The organism is Paracoccus sp. NSM, from assembly GCF_052379855.1.
In the GTDB taxonomy this organism is placed as follows: domain Bacteria; phylum Pseudomonadota; class Alphaproteobacteria; order Rhodobacterales; family Rhodobacteraceae; genus Paracoccus.
Window position 1 is genome coordinate 27,030 of record NZ_JBQTCG010000009.1, and the last position, 15,028, is coordinate 42,057.

At 68.1% G+C, this 15,028-nt stretch carries 18 protein-coding genes and 2 tRNA genes; 5 read left to right on the top strand and 15 right to left on the bottom strand.

Features of this window, described 5'->3' with window-relative positions; all coding sequences use genetic code 11:
* Positions 1-10: 10 nt before the first annotated feature.
* The 10 genes from ACTZWU_RS12785 to ACTZWU_RS12830 all read right to left on the bottom strand — a co-directional run bounded on the left by ACTZWU_RS12785 (position 11) and on the right by ACTZWU_RS12830 (position 7,287).
* Positions 11-1,219 carry an efflux RND transporter periplasmic adaptor subunit gene (locus tag ACTZWU_RS12785; protein ID WP_444737750.1) on the bottom strand — a complete coding sequence of 403 codons (1,209 nt, stop codon included), beginning with the start codon at positions 1,217-1,219 and terminating at the stop codon, positions 11-13.
* Between the two features lie 188 nt (positions 1,220-1,407).
* A tRNA-Val gene (locus ACTZWU_RS12790) sits at positions 1,408-1,482 on the bottom strand.
* Between the two features lie 53 nt (positions 1,483-1,535).
* The gene (locus ACTZWU_RS12795) at positions 1,536-2,108 is read right to left on the bottom strand and encodes a histidine phosphatase family protein (protein ID WP_444737751.1); all 573 of its coding nucleotides are present in this window, start codon (positions 2,106-2,108) and stop codon (positions 1,536-1,538) included.
* Positions 2,109-2,140: 32 nt separating this feature from the next.
* A tRNA-Gly gene (locus ACTZWU_RS12800) sits at positions 2,141-2,214 on the bottom strand.
* Positions 2,215-2,256: 42 nt separating this feature from the next.
* Positions 2,257-2,679, bottom strand: coding sequence for a DUF1489 family protein (locus ACTZWU_RS12805; RefSeq protein WP_444737830.1), 423 nt, complete (start codon positions 2,677-2,679; stop codon positions 2,257-2,259).
* A gap of 132 nt (positions 2,680-2,811) precedes the next feature.
* The gene (gene tig, locus ACTZWU_RS12810) at positions 2,812-4,146 is read right to left on the bottom strand and encodes a trigger factor (protein WP_444737752.1); all 1,335 of its coding nucleotides are present in this window, start codon (positions 4,144-4,146) and stop codon (positions 2,812-2,814) included.
* Between the two features lie 113 nt (positions 4,147-4,259).
* Positions 4,260-4,835 carry a phosphatase PAP2 family protein gene (locus ACTZWU_RS12815; RefSeq protein WP_444737753.1) on the bottom strand — a complete coding sequence of 192 codons (576 nt, stop codon included), beginning with the start codon at positions 4,833-4,835 and terminating at the stop codon, positions 4,260-4,262.
* A 4-nt stretch (positions 4,836-4,839) separates the two neighbouring features.
* Positions 4,840-5,247 (bottom strand): c-type cytochrome, encoded by a 408-nt coding sequence (locus ACTZWU_RS12820; protein ID WP_444737754.1) that lies wholly within the window; start codon positions 5,245-5,247, stop codon positions 4,840-4,842.
* 77 nt (positions 5,248-5,324) lie between these two features.
* On the bottom strand, positions 5,325-5,993 hold the full coding sequence (locus tag ACTZWU_RS12825) for an ABC transporter ATP-binding protein (RefSeq protein WP_444737755.1): 669 nt from the start codon (positions 5,991-5,993) through the stop codon (positions 5,325-5,327).
* Positions 5,986-7,287 (bottom strand): lipoprotein-releasing ABC transporter permease subunit, encoded by a 1,302-nt coding sequence (locus ACTZWU_RS12830; RefSeq protein ID WP_444737756.1) that lies wholly within the window; start codon positions 7,285-7,287, stop codon positions 5,986-5,988. The genes ACTZWU_RS12825 and ACTZWU_RS12830 overlap by 8 nt, the downstream gene beginning before the upstream one ends.
* Before the next feature lie 136 nt (positions 7,288-7,423).
* Here ACTZWU_RS12830 and radA point away from each other — a divergent pair, with 136 nt between their 5' ends.
* From radA to purF, 3 genes are all read left to right on the top strand, one after another.
* Positions 7,424-8,788 carry a DNA repair protein RadA gene (radA, locus tag ACTZWU_RS12835; protein ID WP_444737757.1) on the top strand — a complete coding sequence of 455 codons (1,365 nt, stop codon included), beginning with the start codon at positions 7,424-7,426 and terminating at the stop codon, positions 8,786-8,788.
* A gap of 41 nt (positions 8,789-8,829) precedes the next feature.
* Entirely contained in the window at positions 8,830-9,429 is a 600-nt protein-coding gene (locus ACTZWU_RS12840; RefSeq protein WP_444737758.1) for a CvpA family protein, read from the top strand.
* A gap of 125 nt (positions 9,430-9,554) precedes the next feature.
* On the top strand, positions 9,555-11,045 hold the full coding sequence (gene purF / locus ACTZWU_RS12845; protein WP_444737759.1) for an amidophosphoribosyltransferase: 1,491 nt from the start codon (positions 9,555-9,557) through the stop codon (positions 11,043-11,045).
* A 72-nt stretch (positions 11,046-11,117) separates the two neighbouring features.
* Here the strand turns inward: purF and ACTZWU_RS12850 are convergent, their stop codons facing one another.
* Genes ACTZWU_RS12850 through ACTZWU_RS12865 form a run of 4 tightly spaced genes read right to left on the bottom strand, consistent with a single transcriptional unit; the run spans position 11,118 to position 13,353 of the window.
* On the bottom strand, positions 11,118-11,552 hold the full coding sequence (locus ACTZWU_RS12850) for an NUDIX domain-containing protein (RefSeq protein WP_444737760.1): 435 nt from the start codon (positions 11,550-11,552) through the stop codon (positions 11,118-11,120).
* Positions 11,549-12,583 carry a 5-(carboxyamino)imidazole ribonucleotide synthase gene (locus ACTZWU_RS12855; RefSeq protein ID WP_444737761.1) on the bottom strand — a complete coding sequence of 345 codons (1,035 nt, stop codon included), beginning with the start codon at positions 12,581-12,583 and terminating at the stop codon, positions 11,549-11,551. The genes ACTZWU_RS12850 and ACTZWU_RS12855 overlap by 4 nt, the downstream gene beginning before the upstream one ends.
* Positions 12,576-13,076, bottom strand: a complete 501-nt coding sequence (purE, locus tag ACTZWU_RS12860) for a 5-(carboxyamino)imidazole ribonucleotide mutase (protein ID WP_444737762.1) — start codon at positions 13,074-13,076, stop codon at positions 12,576-12,578. Before purE ends, ACTZWU_RS12855 begins: the two co-directional genes overlap by 8 nt.
* Before the next feature lie 58 nt (positions 13,077-13,134).
* The gene (locus ACTZWU_RS12865; RefSeq protein ID WP_219829970.1) at positions 13,135-13,353 is read right to left on the bottom strand and encodes a YdcH family protein; all 219 of its coding nucleotides are present in this window, start codon (positions 13,351-13,353) and stop codon (positions 13,135-13,137) included.
* 192 nt (positions 13,354-13,545) lie between these two features.
* Between ACTZWU_RS12865 and ACTZWU_RS12870 the strand changes: the two genes are divergently transcribed.
* Together ACTZWU_RS12870 and ACTZWU_RS12875 are read left to right on the top strand one after the other, a co-directional pair.
* The gene (locus ACTZWU_RS12870) at positions 13,546-13,956 is read left to right on the top strand and encodes an Hsp20 family protein (RefSeq protein WP_444737763.1); all 411 of its coding nucleotides are present in this window, start codon (positions 13,546-13,548) and stop codon (positions 13,954-13,956) included.
* A gap of 10 nt (positions 13,957-13,966) precedes the next feature.
* On the top strand, positions 13,967-14,191 hold the full coding sequence (locus ACTZWU_RS12875) for a DUF1150 family protein (RefSeq protein WP_444737764.1): 225 nt from the start codon (positions 13,967-13,969) through the stop codon (positions 14,189-14,191).
* Here ACTZWU_RS12875 and ACTZWU_RS12880 read toward each other — a convergent pair.
* Positions 14,188-15,003 (bottom strand): TolB family protein, encoded by an 816-nt coding sequence (locus tag ACTZWU_RS12880; protein WP_444737765.1) that lies wholly within the window; start codon positions 15,001-15,003, stop codon positions 14,188-14,190. The genes ACTZWU_RS12875 and ACTZWU_RS12880 overlap by 4 nt on opposite strands.
* Positions 15,004-15,028: the final 25 nt, after the last annotated feature.

A 15,028-nucleotide genomic window follows, 5' to 3' on the forward strand; every position in this document is an offset into this window, starting at 1 on the left:
CGCCGCCCCCTCAATTATTGGCCGAGGGCGCGGGCGCCTCGGGGTCCACCGCGCCGATCAGCGCCGCCGCCGCATCCGCCTCGGCCGTATCCGGATCGGCGTTCGCCTGTCCGGGCCCCGACGCATCGGCGCCGCCGCCCAGCACGTTGCGGAACTCTTCGGGCGTTTCGGACACAAGCGCCCGCTGGCCGTCATTCAGCGCCCCCTGCGAGATCGTCACGATCTGCACGCTCTCGGGCAGGCCGGTGGCCCAGATCGCCTCGGCGCGGGCCTGCACGATGTCGATGGGCGCGAAACGCAGCGTCTCGCCATCGGGCTCGACGATCATCACGCCGATCCGCCCGGCATCGTCCAGCCGCACAAGCGCGGGCGAGATGCGATGCGCGACCTGCTCGGACAGGGCCAGCGCGATTTCGGCGGAAAGACCCGCCGGGATGGCGCTGTCGGGGTTCGGGATCTCGATCTCGACGCGGAAGGTGCGGGTTTCGGGCGTGGCCACGGGCGAGATGAAGCTGATGCGCCCCTCGGTCTCGTGCCCGCCCTGAAAGGCGACCTCGGCCCGCTGGCCAAGCGAGACCGATGTGATCTCGTTCTGGCGCACCTCGATCCGGGCGATCAGCGGGTCGTTGTTCACGATCTCAAGCACCTCGCCGCCCGATTGCACAAAGCTGCCCAGTTCCGCGATGACATTGCTGACCGTGCCGGTGATCGGCGCGCGAAGCCGCGTATTGTCCAGTTCCAGTTCAGCCGCACGCAGCCCCGCACGCGCCGCCTCAAGCGCGGCAAAGCGCGATTGCAGTTCGGCCTCGGATGTCACGCCGCGCTCGCGCAATTGCCGCGCGGCCTCGTAATCGCGCTCGGCCGAGCGCAGTTCCGCCTCGGCCCGCGCCACGCCCGCCTGCCGGTCATCGGCCGACAGCCGCGCGATCTGGGCGCCCTGCTCGACCGCATCGCCCTGACGCACGACCTCTTCGACGATGCCCGCCGTCCGCGCCCGCAGGATCGAGGTCTGGTTCGGCACGATATCGCCATAGAGAACCACACGCGGCTGAATGCGCTCGGCGGTGCTGAGATGGGCGGCCACGTTGGGCAGCGGCGGCTCGACCCGGGCGGGCTGTTCTGGCGGCGTGCGGTTCAGCATGCCGCCGCCGATCCAGACGACCAGCAGCGCAAGGATCGCCAGAAACACCAGCGTGGACGAGGATTTCAAACGTGACATCTGCGAATTACTCAGGCTCGAGGCTCAAGGGCCATTGGACAGGCGCAACCGCCCCGTGACTTCATGCCGGAGGTGGCATGAAACAGATGGACAGCCGCAGGGGCAAGGTCAACCGCCGGAACCAGAAACGCGGCCCCACCTGCGGATCGTGCATCACGTTTGCTTGTGCGGGTCCGAACTGCCGGAAATGGTGGCCCGTGAGAGATTCGAACTCCCGACCGGCCCGGTGTAAACGGGACGCTCTACCACTGAGCTAACGGGCCATCCGCCGACGCGCGCATCGAACCCCAAAGCGCGGGGAATGGCAAGCCCGTGATCAACCGCGATCCTCGGGATGGCGCATCACCTGCGCCACGCCGCCCCGCAGCGCCAGAACCCGGCCCTGGTCCAGCGGCGCGTCGTGCAGGCGCCCCCGCCCTGCCCCCGTGACCAGCGCCCAGATCATCCGCAGCGTGATCCCGTGGCTGACGATCAGCGCAGGCCCCGTCAGGCGTGCCATGAACGCGGCCATCCGCGCCTCGAGCGCGGCCAGCCCCTCGCCGCCGGGCAGCGCGTCATACCAGCCCAGATCGCCCGCCCGAAACAGGGCCGGTCTTTCGCGCGCCAGATCGGCCATAAGCCGCCCCGCCGCATCGCCCAGACCGATCTCGCGCAGGGCCGGATCGCGGGTGAAGCCGCCCGGAAAGACGATCCGCGCCGTCGCCACGGCCCGCCCCTGCGGGCTGGCCAGCCGCAGGCCCGGCAGATCCGCGACCAGCGCCGCCTGCCACGCGGCCTGCCTCAGCCCGCGCGCGGTCAGCGGCGAATCATGCGCGCCTTGCAGACGGCCCTCGGCGTTCCAGCGGGTCTCGCCATGACGCATCAGCCACAGATCGGGACAGGCGCTCACATCAGGCCCGGCGCGCGAAGGAATGGGGGGATTGGAGCGGGTGAAGGGAATCGAACCCTCGTCGTAAGCTTGGGAAGCTTCTGCTCTACCATTGAGCTACACCCGCGACCATGATCCGCGTAACCCAAGGCCCGCGCAGCGTCAAGCCTCAGCGCAGCCCCATCTCGGCCAGGGCCGCGGCCACGGCGGGCGGCAGCGGCGCCTCGGCCTCGCGCGAGGCGGGCAGGTCGGGCGGGGCGTCCTTGGCCTCGAGATAGCGCCAGCCCTGAAAGGGCCTGCGCGGCACGGCGGCCACGGGCACCAGCGCGCGGTCCAGAACCAGCCCGCAGCGCCGCACTCCGTCCCCGCCATCGACCGGCTCAAGCGTCAGGATGCGCTGACGGGCCAGGATCACGCCCTTGAACACCCAGTAGATCGAGCCGCCCGCCAGCAATTCGGCATCGCGCTTGGGCCACATCCGGGTGACGTGCAGCGCGGGCGCGCGGCCGAAATGGCTGGCCTGCCAGGCGGCCAGATCGCCGGGGCCCTCGGCCCCGACACACAGCTTCATCAGATGCAGTTTCGCGCTCATGCCCGACAGGTAATGCCCCGGCCTGCGACACTCAAGCGCCAAGCCCGCGCCGTGCTGCCGCAGGAACGCAAAACGGGGCCGCATCGCGTGATGCAGCCCCGTCCGCCATTCAGCCGCGCAGGCGGCAGAGGATCAAAGCTCGTCCAGTTTCTCGACGGCCTTTTCCAGCTCTTCCTTGGTCACGGTCTTTTCCTCGACCTTGGCCTGAGCCGCGATGTGGTCGATCACCTTGTCCTCGAAGATCGGCGCGCGCAGCTGCTGCTGGGCGCCCTGATTCTGCTGGATGAACTCGAAGAAGGCGCGCTCCTGACCCGGATATTGACGGGCGGCGCGCAGAACGGCCTGGGTCATCTCCTGGTCGGTGACGGTCACTTCGGCCTTCTGGCCGATCTCGGCCAGCAGCAGGCCCAGACGCACGCGGCGCTCGGCCAGTTTCTTGTGCTCGTCGGTGGGCTCGATGGCGCCGTGGTTGTGGTCGTGAACCTCGGGGTTCTCCTCGTGCCACAGCTGATGGGCGATCTGCTCGGCCTCGGCCTCGACCAGCGATTCGGGCAGATCGAAGCTGACGGTCGCGTCCAGCTGGTCCAGCAGGGCGCGCTTCATCACCTGACGCGCGGCGCCGGCATATTCGGCCTCCAGACGGTCAGAGATCTGCTTCTTCAGGCCGTCGAGATCCTCGGCGCCGAATTTCTTGGCCAGTTCGTCGTCGATCTCGGCGGCCTTGGGGGCCTTCACGGCCTTGATCTTGCATTCGAAGATCGCGTCCTTGCCGGCCAGATGGGCGGCGCCGTATTCCTCGGGGAACTTGACCTCGACCTTGACCTCGTCATCGGCCTTGGCGCCGACCAGCTGCGCCTCGAAACCGGGGATGAAGCTGTTCGAGCCCAGGACCAGCGGGTAATCCTCGGCCTCGCCGCCCTCGAAAGCCTCGCCATCGACGAAGCCCTTGAAGTCGATCACGACCTGATCGCCATCCTTGGATTTCGAACCCTTGCGACGGTCCTCGAAGCTCTGGGCCGATTTCGCCAGGTTTTCCAGCGCCTCGGTCACGGCGGTCTCCTCGGCCTCGACCTTCAGTTTCTCCAGGCTCAGCGCGGTCAGATCGACCTCGGGGATGGCGGGCAGCGCCTCGTAGGTGACGTTGACGACGACGTCATCGCCTTCCTTCCAGGTCTCGCCGCCTTCCATCTCGACCTTGGGCTGGGTCGCGGGACGGTCGCCCGAGGTTTCCAGATGGTTGCGCAGCGCGCCGTCGATGGCTTCCTGCATCGCATCGCCCAGAACGCGGGGGCCGAACTGCTTCTTCAGCATGGCCATCGGGACCTTGCCCTTGCGGAAGCCCTTCATCTCGACCTCGGGCTGCGCCTCTTTCAGCTTGGCATCGACCGTCGCGGCCAGATCGGCGGCGGGCAGCGTGAACTGGTAGCCGCGCTTGAGACCTTCGTTCCGGGTTTCCTTGACCTGCATCATCGTCCTCATGTCTGAAAGGGCCACCGGCAGAGGCGGCCCGGAAATTTGCGCCGTTCTAGTCGTGCAAGGCCGGTGCTGCAAGCAGATAGAGGCCGGAGGCCCCGCAGCGGCTAGAACCGCATCCCCAGGCTGAAATCGACGCCCTGCCCGCCGATCCCGAACGAGGCCGCCCCGAAGCCGATCCCGATCAGCGCCCCGGCGGCGACCTGACGGCCATCATGCTGGCCCGCGCCGATCCGGCTTGCCGCCGTGGCCGCCGCCGCGCCATAGACCGCCGCCCCCGCCGCCGGATCGTCGGGCCAGCACTTGCCCGCCAGATCCGCCGCGCCGAACCCCGCCGCCGCAGCGTGACCCGAGGGAAAGCCCCGCCCGCCGCCATTCGGCCGCCGCCCGATCGCCTGCCCGTCCGTCAGCGATTTCAGCCCAAGAACCAGCCCGGCCTGCAGGATGCCGCGCAAGGCGAAATCCTCCAGCCGGTCGTCGCGATGCGCGCAAAGCGCGGCGGCAGCGGGCAAAGCGTATTTCATCACCGTGCCGAACCGCTCGGCCCCGCTTGCAGGCGCGGTCACAGGGGCGTCGGCAGGCGCCAGCGCCAGCGGCACGACCGGCCCGCCCGCGACATGGACGGGGTCCGCCCACCCCGCCCCCGGCAGGGCCAGCGCGATCATCAAGGCCAGGCGGCGCATCGGCTCAGCGCTGCAGGCTCTGGACGTAATCGGCCAGCGCGACCAGCCGCGCGGGCGTGGGCACGGTCTGGCCCGAGCCGTCGTCGAACATGACCTGCGGCCCTTCCAGCAATTCCGAGAATTGCGGCATCGGGCTTTCGCTGCGGCCCATCGTGTAGCCCGCGATATGGCCCATCACCTGCGTCTTGGGGAACACGCCGCCATTGCGGCGCATGACCCGCGTGACATCGGCGGGCGCAGGCTCCATCCCCTCGGCCAGAGGTCCGTCGCCGCGCCCGTCATTGCCGTGGCAGGCCGCGCAATAGGCCGCGAAATCGGCCCGCGCCCCGCCGGCCCCGACCTCGGGCGCGCAGGCGGTGATCAGGCCCGCAAGCCCCAGACCCGTTCCCAAAGCCACAAAGAATGCCCGCATCCTATCCCCCGTTCCTGTTCTTCTGCCCGCCGCAGGATGCCCGCAAGCCCACCCTGCGGCAAGCCCGCAAGCCGCCCTCAGCCCGGCACGCCCAGCCCGATCACCCGGTCCATCCGCGCGGCCAGCGCGTGGTTATGCGTGGCAATCAGCGCCGAGAGGCCCGTATCGCGGACCAGCCCCATCAGCATGTCAAAGACCCGGTCCGATGTCTCGGGATCCAGGTTGCCCGTCGGCTCGTCCGCCAGCAGCAGAGAGGGCTGGTTGGCAAGCGCCCGGCAAAAGGCCACGCGCTGCTGCTCGCCGCCCGACAATTGCGCGGGGCGATGGTCGGCGCGGTGGCTCAGACCGACCCGCGCCAGCAGGTCATCCGCCCGCGCCCGCGCCTCGCGCGCGGCCACGCCCTCGGCCAGTTGCGGCAGGACGATGTTCTCGGCGGCGCTGAACTCGGGCAGCAGATGGTGGAACTGATAGACAAAACCCAGATCCCGCCGCCGCGCCAGGGTGCGCTCGCGGTCGGGCAGCCCGGTCATGTCGCGCCCGTTCAGCAGGATGCGCCCGGAATCGGGCGTGTCCAGCAGGCCCGCGATATGCAGCAGCGTGGATTTCCCCGCCCCAGAAGGCGCAACCAGCGCCACGACCTCGCCCCGCGCCACGCTCAGGCTCAGGCCGCGCAGCACCTCGACCGGGGCCGGGCCGCCAAGCCCATATGTCTTGCCGACCCCCTCAAGCGCCAGAACCTCACTCATAGCGCAGCGCCTCCACCGGGTTCATCCGCGCGGCACGGCGCGCGGGAAAGATCGTGACGATGAAGGACAGGGCCAGCGACAGGCCGACCGCCCGCCCGACATCCCACAGCCGCAATTCGGCGGGCAGCCGGTAGATGCCGCGCACCTCGGGCTGCCAGGCCCCGCCCCCGGTCAGCGCGTTCAGCGCCGCCATGATGTTCTCGACGTTCAGCGCCAGCAGGACGCCCAGAACCACGCCCGCCGCCGTGCCGATCACGCCGGTAAAGGCGCCGCACAGGAAGAACACCCGCAGCACCGACCCCTCGGTCAGGCCCATCGTCCGCAGGATGCCGATATCGCGGCCCTTGTTCTTGACCAGCATGATAAGCCCGCTGGTGATGTTCATCGACGCGATCAGCACCAGAACCGACAGGATCACGAACATCACGTCATCCTCCATGTCCAGCGCGGCCAGAAACGACCCCGAGGCATTGCGCCAGTTCCAGACCTGCGCGCCCTCTCCGGCGGCCTCCAGCAGCGGCCATGTCCAGTCATCTACCCGCTCGGGATCGCTGACGAAAATCTCGATCTCGTCGGCCACCCCCTCGCGGTTGAAATAGCTCTGCGCCTCGGCCAGCGGCATGTAGATCCGCGTCCGGTCGATATCGTAGCGCCCGGCGGAAAAGACAAAGACGACCTCATAGGCATTCACCCGCGGCGTCGTGCCAAAGGCCGTGCGCGCCCCCTCGGGCGCGATCAGCCGCACCCGGTCGCCCACGCCCAGCCCCAGCTCGCGCGCGATGCCCGACCCGATGGCGATCCCCTCCTCGAACCGCGCCAGATCACCCGACGAGGTCGCCGGGTCCACGATCCGCTCCATCGCCTCCAGATCGGCGCGGCTGATGCCGAAGACCTCGGCCACGTTGGACGCGTCATTGGCGCTGGCCATGACCTGCCCCTTGATGACGGCGGCGGTGCGCGTGACGCCGGGCACGGCGGCCAGACGGGCGGCCATCTCCTCGTAATCGGCGATCCGGCCCGGCACGATATAGACATCGTCGGTAAAGGCGTTCGTCACACGCTGCGGCGCCATATAAACGGTCGTATGGGCATTCGCGCCCAGGATCGTGTCCACGAATTCGGCCCGGAACCCGGCCCGCACGGCCAGGGTCGCGATCAGCGCCATGACGCCCAGAGCAATCCCGATCAGGCTGATCCAGGTCATCACGCTGACCCCGCCCTCGGCGCGGCGCGCGCGCAGATAGCGCCAGGCGATCATGAATTCGAAACGCGAGAATGGTCTGGTCGCGGCCATGGGCTCAAGCCTCTGATAATTCGCGCGGACCCTGACCCCGCCCGCGTCGAAGATCAAGCCGACAACCGCGTGAGGGCTTCTTCTTCACTCAAATATCCACCTTGCGACACCTGCCGCCGGGTGCGACATAGCCCTCATGGCGAAATCCTCATCGGCCTTCACCTGCACCGCCTGCGGCGCGGCCCACAAGAAATGGGCCGGGCGCTGCGATGCCTGCGGGGAATGGAACAGCATCATCGAAGAGGCCCCCCTGTCGCAGGGTCCGGGCCGCGGCCTCGGCGCGCACAAGGGCCGCGTCGTGCCCTTGTCGAACCTCTCGACCTCGGAACCGCCCCCGCCCCGCAGCCGCTCGGGGATGGAGGAATTCGACCGCGTTCTGGGCGGCGGCCTCGTTCCCGGCTCGGCGCTGCTGGTGGGCGGCGATCCGGGGATCGGCAAATCGACGCTGCTGCTTCAGCACGCCGCCGCCCTGTCGCGGACGGGCCGGCAGGCGATCTATTTCTCGGGCGAAGAGGCCAGCGCACAGGTCCGCATGCGCGCCATGCGGCTGGGCCTGGCGGATGCGCCGATGCGGCTGGGTGCGGAGACCAACCTGCGCGACATCCTCACCACGCTCGAGGCCGAACGCCCCGACCTGGCCGTGATCGATTCGATCCAGACCCTCTGGTCCGACACGATCGAGGCCGCGCCCGGCAGCGTGGCGCAGGTCCGCGCCAGCGCGCACGAGCTTGTGACCTTTGCCAAGCGCCACGGCGTCGCCGTGATCCTTGTCGGCCATGTCACCAAAGAGGGCCAGATCGCAGGCCCCCGCGTGGTCGAACACATGGTCGATTGCGTCCTCTATTTCGAGGGCGAGCGCGGCCACCAGTTCCGCATCCTGCGCTCGGTCAAGAACCGCTTCGGCCCCTCGGGCGAGATCGGCGTGTTCGAGATGACCGGCAGCGGCCTCTCCGAGGTCACGAACCCCTCGGCCCTGTTCCTGTCGGAACGCGGCCAGCCCATCGCGGGCAGCGCGGTCTTTGCGGGCATCGAAGGCACCCGCCCCGTCCTGACCGAGGTGCAGGCCCTTGTCGCACCCTCGACGCTGGCCAGCCCGCGCCGCACGGTGGTGGGGCTTGATTCGGGTCGCGTGTCCACCATCCTCGCCGTGCTGGAAGCCCGCTGCGGCATCCCCTTCGCCGGGCTCGACGTGTTCCTGAACGTCGCGGGCGGCATGAAGGTCGTCGAACCCGCCGCCGATCTGGCCATCGCGGGCGCGCTGCTGTCCGCGCGCGAGGACAGCGCCCTGCCCCCCGAGGCCGTGCTTTTCGGTGAAATCAGCCTGTCAGGGGCGCTGCGCCCCGTGGGTCAGGCGGAAAACCGGTTGAAAGAGGCGCAGAAACTTGGTTTCACACAAGCGATTTTGCCCGAGGCCCAGAAGGTCGAGGGCCAGGGCGGCATGGCGCAAAGGCGCATCGCCGATCTGACGGGATTTGTGGGCGAGGTCTTCGGCGCCGGCTGAACCGCCTGAAAAGCAAGCACAACCGGCGCAGGGGCAAGGTTATGGACGGTTTCACGATCATTGACGCGGTGGTGGCGGGTGTCATCATCCTTTCGGCGATCCTCGCCTGGTCGCGCGGCTTCGTGCGCGAATCGCTGGCGATCCTGGGCTGGATCGCGGCCGCCGTGCTGGCCTTCATCTTCGCGCCCACCGTGCGCCCGATGATCGCGCAACTGCCGGTGGTTGACCGCTTCATGTCGGACAGCTGCGAACTGGCCACGATCGCGGCCTTCGCCGTGGTCTTCGCGCTGGCGCTGGTGATCTTCTCGATCATCACGCCGCTGTTTTCCTCGGTCGTGCAGCGTTCGGCGCTTGGCGGGGTGGATCAGGGGATCGGCTTCCTGTTCGGTGTGGCGCGCGGCATCCTTCTCGTGGCCATCGCCTTCATCGTCTATGACCGCGTGATGGTGACCCAGCAGGTCGCCATGGTCGAACAATCACGCTCGGCCCAGGTGTTCGAGCGGATGCGCCTGTCGATGGACGATTCCATCCCCGAGGACGCGCCCGGCTGGATCGTGAACCGCTACGAACAGATGGTCCGCGACTGCACCGCGCCCGCCGCACCCCTGCCGACCACCACGCCCGCACCCGCCTCGAACTGAGGCATAGGCAAAAGCGACAGCATTGTGACGAAAAAGCGCCCTCGCAGCCTTGCGAGGGCGTGACTTATGGGGCCAATCGGACTAAAGGTCCGGCGACAGCTAGCAGCCATCGAGGCCCCAAGCCGATGCAACCTTTCCTGGCCCATCCCTTCGATTCGGACCGCCTGCACGAGGAATGCGGCATCTTCGGCGCCATCGGCGTGGCGGATGCGGCGAATTTCGTCGCACTCGGCCTGCATGCGCTTCAGCATCGCGGGCAAGAGGCCGGGGGCATCGTCGCCCACGATCCCGAACATGGCTTCAACAGCGCCCACCGCTTCGGCTATGTGCGCGACAACTTCACCAAGCCCGAGCTGATGGCGACCCTGCCCGGATCGCTGGCCATCGGCCATGTGCGCTATTCGACCGCCGGGTCCAAGGCCAACACCGCGATCCGCGACGTGCAGCCCTTCTTCGGCGAATTCCACATGGGCGGCTGCGCCATCGCCCATAACGGCAACATCACGAACGCCGCCGCCCTGCGGCGCGAGCTGATCGAGCGCGGCTCGATCTTCCAGTCCTCATCGGACAGCGAATGCATCATCCACCTGATGGCACGCTCGATCCAACGAAATATCCCCGAGCGGATGAAGGACGCGCTGCGCCGGATCGAGGGCGCCTTCAGCGTCATCGCCATGACCCGCACCAAGCTGATCGGTGTGCGCGACCCCCTGGGCGTGCGCCCGCTGGTTCTGGGCAAGGTCGGCGAGGACGGCTATGTCCTGGCCTCGGAAACCTGCGCGCTGGACATCATCGGCGCCGAGTTCCTGCGCGAGATCGAGCCGGGCGAGATGGTCGTGATCTCGAAGGGCCAGATCGAGACCTCGCGCCCCTTCGGCCCCTCCACCGGGCGGTTCTGCATCTTCGAGCATGTCTATTTCTCGCGCCCCGATTCGATCATCGGCGGGCGTTCAGTCTATGAGACGCGCCGCCAGATCGGCGTGGAACTGGCCCGCGAGGCCCCGGTCGAGGCCGATCTGGTCTGCCCCGTCCCCGACAGCGGCACCCCCGCGGCGATCGGTTACGCTCAGGAATCGGGCATCCCCTACGGAATGGGGATCATCCGCAACCAGTATATGGGCCGCACCTTCATCGAGCCGACCGACCAGATCCGCAACATGGGCGTGCGGCTGAAGCTGAACGTGAACCGCGCGCTGATCGCCGGAAAGCGGGTCGTGCTGGTCGATGACAGCGTGGTGCGCGGCACCACCAGCCGCAAGATCAAGGACATGATCCTGGATGCGGGCGCGGCCGAGGTGCATTTCCGCATCGCCTCGCCCCCGACCGCCTGGCCCTGTTTCTACGGCGTGGACACGCCCGACCGCGAAAAGCTGCTGGCCGCGAACATGTCCACCGAGGAAATGCGCGACTGGATCGGCGTGGACAGCCTGTCCTTCGTCTCGCTGGACGGTCTTTACCGCGCCGTGGGCGAGGCCGGCGGCCGCAACACGAAATGCCCGCAATATTGCGATGCCTGCTTCTCGGGGGATTACCCCGTGGCGCCCTTCGACCAGCTGGAGCGCGGCTTCCGCATGAAGGCCGGGTCCGAAACCGCCGGAAAGATGGCCGCCGAGTGATTGCGTCCCGCGAGGGCGGGGGACGTCCCGTCCCCCGGACCCCCTGGGGGATATTTTTCTGAAGAAGAAGGGTTAGGGGACGATGCGTTCGAGGGCATCGTAGCCTGCCGCATCGGTGGACCATATGGCTGCTGCGAGGCTGTCGGGCTTGTGGCGCAGCGTAGCCAGTTCCTTGCGCGTGACCCATCGGGCGCGGTTCACGATGCCTTCGGGATCTGCCAGCGTAAGCCGGGCGGGCGCGGTCAGCGTGGCGCGGAAATGGACCTCGACCTGATGGAAGCCGCGTTCGGGATCGTGGAATTCGTTGATCAGGAAGGGCGCCCCCACCACGATGGCGAGGCCGGTTTCCTCGGCCACTTCGCGGGCCAGGTTCTCGGGCAGCGAGGCATGGGGATCGACGCCGCCGCCGGGCAGGCACCAGAGGTCGGACCCGTGGCCGGGATAGGCATTCACAACCAGCACCCGCCCCGCATCGAGGATCGCGGCGCGGACCGCGAGACGGATCATCCGGTGATCCGGTTCACATGGCCCATCTTGCGGCCCGGTCGCGCCTCGCCCTTGCCATAGAGGTGGATCTGCGTGCGGGGCTGCGTCAGCAGGTCCGGAACGCGGTCCATGTCGTCGCCGATCAGGTTCTCCATCACCACATCGGCGTGGCGCTTGCCGTCGCCCAGAGGCAGGCCCGCGACAGCGCGGATATGCTGTTCGAACTGATCGACCGCGCAGCCCGCCTGCGTCCAGTGGCCGGAATTATGCACGCGCGGCGCGATCTCGTTTACGATCAGCCCGCCCGGCGTCACGAACAGCTCGACCCCGAGGACGCCCACATAGTCCAGCGCATTGGCGATGCGCGCGGCGATGAGCACCGCATCCGTCGTCAGGCGCGCCGGCAGGCCGCAAGGCACCGTGGTGGTCCGCAGGATGCCGCCCTCATGGACGTTCAGGCCCGGATCATAGGCGGCGGTCTGGCCATCGGCGCCGCGCGCGATGATCACGCTGATTTCGGCCGAGAAATCGACGAAGCCCTCCAGCACCGAGGGCGCGCCGGTCCATTCCGCGGGGCCGTCACCGATGCGGACCTGCCCCTTGCCGTCATAGCCCATCCGCCGCGTCTTGAGGATCGAGGCACGCCCGATCCGGTCAATCGCCTCGGCAAGCGCGCCCTGATCGGGGACATCGGCAAAGGGCGCGGTGGCCAGCCCGATTTCGTTGAGGAAGGTCTTTTCCGTCAGCCGATCCTGCGAGACCGCAAGCGCCCGCCTGCCCGGCCGGATCGGGCGCAGCGATTCCAGCAGGTCCAGCGCGCTGGTCGGCACGTTCTCGAACTCATAGGTGATCACGTCCACGCTTTCGGCGAAGGCGCGCAGCGCGGCCTCGTCCTCATAGGGGGCGGTGGTCACGCGCCATGCCACATCGCCCGCGGGCGCGGCACCCGGTTCATAGATATGGCATCGCAGGCCCAGCCGGCTGGCCGCCGCCGACAGCATCCGGCCCAGCTGGCCGCCGCCCAGAATGCCGATCGTGCGGACCTCACTCATCGCGCGGCTCCTCGGGGATCGAGGCCGACAGGGCCGCCCGCCAGGCGTCCAGCCGCTCGGCCAGTGCCGGGTCGTTCAGCGCCAGGATGCCCGCCGCCATCAGCCCGGCATTGGCCGCGCCCGCCGCCCCGATGGCCATCGTGGCCACCGGGTAGCCCTTGGGCATCTGCACGATGGAATAGAGCGAATCGACCCCGGACAAAGCCTTGGTCTGGACCGGCACGCCCACGACCGGGATGCGCGTCTTCGAGGCCATCATGCCCGGCAGATGGGCCGCGCCCCCTGCCCCGGCGATGATCACCTTCAGCCCGCGACCCGCCGCCGCGCGCCCGTAATCCCACAGCCGGTCAGGCGTGCGATGGGCGCTGACGATGCGCGCCTCATAGGGGATGCCCAGCTCGTCCAGCACCTGCGCGGCCTCGCGCATGGTGGGCCAGTCGGACTGGCTGCCCATGATGATTCCGACCTCGACCTGTCCTGCGATGTCCGCCATGCTCGCGCCCCTTTGCCGCCTTGCGACCCCGCATAGCGCGACGGCGGGCCGGTCGCAATCAGGCGATGATATCGGGCGTGATCTCGTCCTCGAGACGGGCGATCCGGTCCTTCAGCGCCAGCTTCTGCTTTTTCAGCCGCTGCAGCGCCAGCGACGAGGTCAGTTGTTGCTCCTGCAAGGCCGCGATCGCCTGATCGAGGTCGCGATGCTCGCAGCGCAGCGCCTCCAGACGGGCGCGCAGGATATCCTCATGGCTCATCGAATGCTGCATGTTCATCGGAAACGTCTCTGCAAGGGGGAACCTCTGGCACCCATTATAGCGCGACATTGCGCCGCTGTTAATGGAAACCGACATCCCCGCGACCCTGTCGGCCATCTTGCAAATCCCTGACAGGATTTCCATATCTTTCATACGGGGCCGCCTTTTCGGGGCCCACGGATGCACAGTCGCTTTGACGAGAGGGCTGAGATGACCAAGATGTCCCTGGGGTCGCACCCCTATCTGCTGGGCTTCGACCAGCTTGAACGCATGGTCGAGCGCGCCGCCAAGGGCGCCGAGGGCTACCCGCCCTACAACATCGAGCATATCGCCCCGGACGGGTTCCGCATCACCCTGGCCGTGGCCGGCTTTTCCGACGCCGAGCTGAGCGTCACCACCGAAGACCGGCAATTGGTCATCCGGGGGCGCAACGCCGAAACCGACGACAAGCGCGTCTATCTGCATCGCGGCATCGCCGCCCGCGCCTTTCAGCGCAGCTTCGTGCTGGCCGAGGGTGTCGAGGTGACGGGCGCCTCGATGGAAAACGGCCTTCTGCATGTCGAGCTTCGCCGCACCCAACCGGAACAGGTGGTTCAGACCATTCCGATCAGCCGCAAGTAAGGGGATCACGATGGACGACAAGATCGCATTCACCGAAAACCAGACCAACATCGTCTATATCCGCAAGATCGCGACCGCGACCCTGCCGCAGGAAATTCGCAGCCAATTGCCCGGCGTGGACGCCATGTATGCCGTTCATGACACCGATGGCGAACGTCTGGCCCTTGTGCAGCAGCGCAGCCTGGCCTTCATGCTGGCACGACAGAACGAATTGACGCCGGTCAGCGTCCACTAGGCCGGGCGCGCATAGCGCATGAAGGCAAAGGCGCGCCCGTCGGGCGCCCAGCAGGGCACGTTGATGCTGCCCTGCCCGCCGAACAGGCTGACGACACGGCGCCGGTTCCCTCCGTCCGGCGCCATCAGCCACAGCGCCACGTCCAGATCGCGGGGATGGCCTTCGGTGCCGGGCGGATAGGCCAGATACAGCACATGCCCCCCGCAGGGCGAGGGATGGGGAAACCAGTTCACGCTGTCGTCGCGAAAGACCTGCGCGGCCTCGGTTCCGTCGGCGCGCATCCGCCAGATCTGGGCATGGCCCGTCGCGTCGGAATTGAACCAGACGAAGCCGCCGCAGGCCGAGAAATCCGGCCCGTCATGATGCGCCATGCCCGGCGTCAGCACCCTCTCGCGCCCGGTCTCAAGGTCCAGCACCTCGATCCGCACCACCCGGTCGCCGCCGCGCACGCAGGCATAGGTCAGGTGCGACCCATGCGCCCCGTGCCACCAGCTTGGGCGCGGCAGGCCCAACGGTGTCGCGCGCCCATCTTCCAGCAGATGCATCCCCGCGCCGCTGCCGTCATGGGCCGAGAACACGATCCGGCCATCGGGCAGAAAGCCGTGATCGTTGTTGCAGCGCTCGCCCAGATCCATCGGGATCGGGCGCAGCCCTGACGCATCCGCACGCCACAGCCGCCCCTCGCCATTGACCAGGAACCAGCCATCCGGGTGCCAGTTCGGCGCCTCGATCAGGCGCGGCGTCCGCAGGATCACCCGGCAGGTGCCGGATGCCAGATCGTAAACCTCAAGCGATGACCGCCAGCCCGCCATGCCAATCCCCCGATGCGGAACGGCC

Bases quoted from the DNA above. Each gene is read 5' to 3' on its own strand.
- ACTZWU_RS12785 (WP_444737750.1), bottom strand. From the start codon at position 1,219: ATGTCACGTTTGAAATCCTCGTCCACGCTGGTGTTTCTGGCGATCCTT.
- ACTZWU_RS12805 (WP_444737830.1), bottom strand. From the start codon at position 2,679: ATGAGCGCGAAACTGCATCTGATGAAGCTGTGTGTCGGGGCCGAGGGC.
- tig (WP_444737752.1), bottom strand. From the start codon at position 4,146: ATGCAGGTCAAGGAAACCCGGAACGAAGGTCTCAAGCGCGGCTACCAG.
- ACTZWU_RS12815 (WP_444737753.1), bottom strand. From the start codon at position 4,835: ATGCGCCGCCTGGCCTTGATGATCGCGCTGGCCCTGCCGGGGGCGGGG.
- ACTZWU_RS12820 (WP_444737754.1), bottom strand. From the start codon at position 5,247: ATGCGGGCATTCTTTGTGGCTTTGGGAACGGGTCTGGGGCTTGCGGGC.
- ACTZWU_RS12825 (WP_444737755.1), bottom strand. From the start codon at position 5,993: ATGAGTGAGGTTCTGGCGCTTGAGGGGGTCGGCAAGACATATGGGCTT.
- ACTZWU_RS12830 (WP_444737756.1), bottom strand. From the start codon at position 7,287: ATGGCCGCGACCAGACCATTCTCGCGTTTCGAATTCATGATCGCCTGG.
- radA (WP_444737757.1), top strand. From the start codon at position 7,424: ATGGCGAAATCCTCATCGGCCTTCACCTGCACCGCCTGCGGCGCGGCC.
- ACTZWU_RS12840 (WP_444737758.1), top strand. From the start codon at position 8,830: ATGGACGGTTTCACGATCATTGACGCGGTGGTGGCGGGTGTCATCATC.
- purF (WP_444737759.1), top strand. From the start codon at position 9,555: ATGCAACCTTTCCTGGCCCATCCCTTCGATTCGGACCGCCTGCACGAG.
- ACTZWU_RS12850 (WP_444737760.1), bottom strand. From the start codon at position 11,552: ATGATCCGTCTCGCGGTCCGCGCCGCGATCCTCGATGCGGGGCGGGTG.
- ACTZWU_RS12855 (WP_444737761.1), bottom strand. From the start codon at position 12,583: ATGAGTGAGGTCCGCACGATCGGCATTCTGGGCGGCGGCCAGCTGGGC.
- purE (WP_444737762.1), bottom strand. From the start codon at position 13,076: ATGGCGGACATCGCAGGACAGGTCGAGGTCGGAATCATCATGGGCAGC.
- ACTZWU_RS12865 (WP_219829970.1), bottom strand. From the start codon at position 13,353: ATGAACATGCAGCATTCGATGAGCCATGAGGATATCCTGCGCGCCCGT.
- ACTZWU_RS12870 (WP_444737763.1), top strand. From the start codon at position 13,546: ATGACCAAGATGTCCCTGGGGTCGCACCCCTATCTGCTGGGCTTCGAC.
- ACTZWU_RS12875 (WP_444737764.1), top strand. From the start codon at position 13,967: ATGGACGACAAGATCGCATTCACCGAAAACCAGACCAACATCGTCTAT.
- ACTZWU_RS12880 (WP_444737765.1), bottom strand. From the start codon at position 15,003: ATGGCGGGCTGGCGGTCATCGCTTGAGGTTTACGATCTGGCATCCGGC.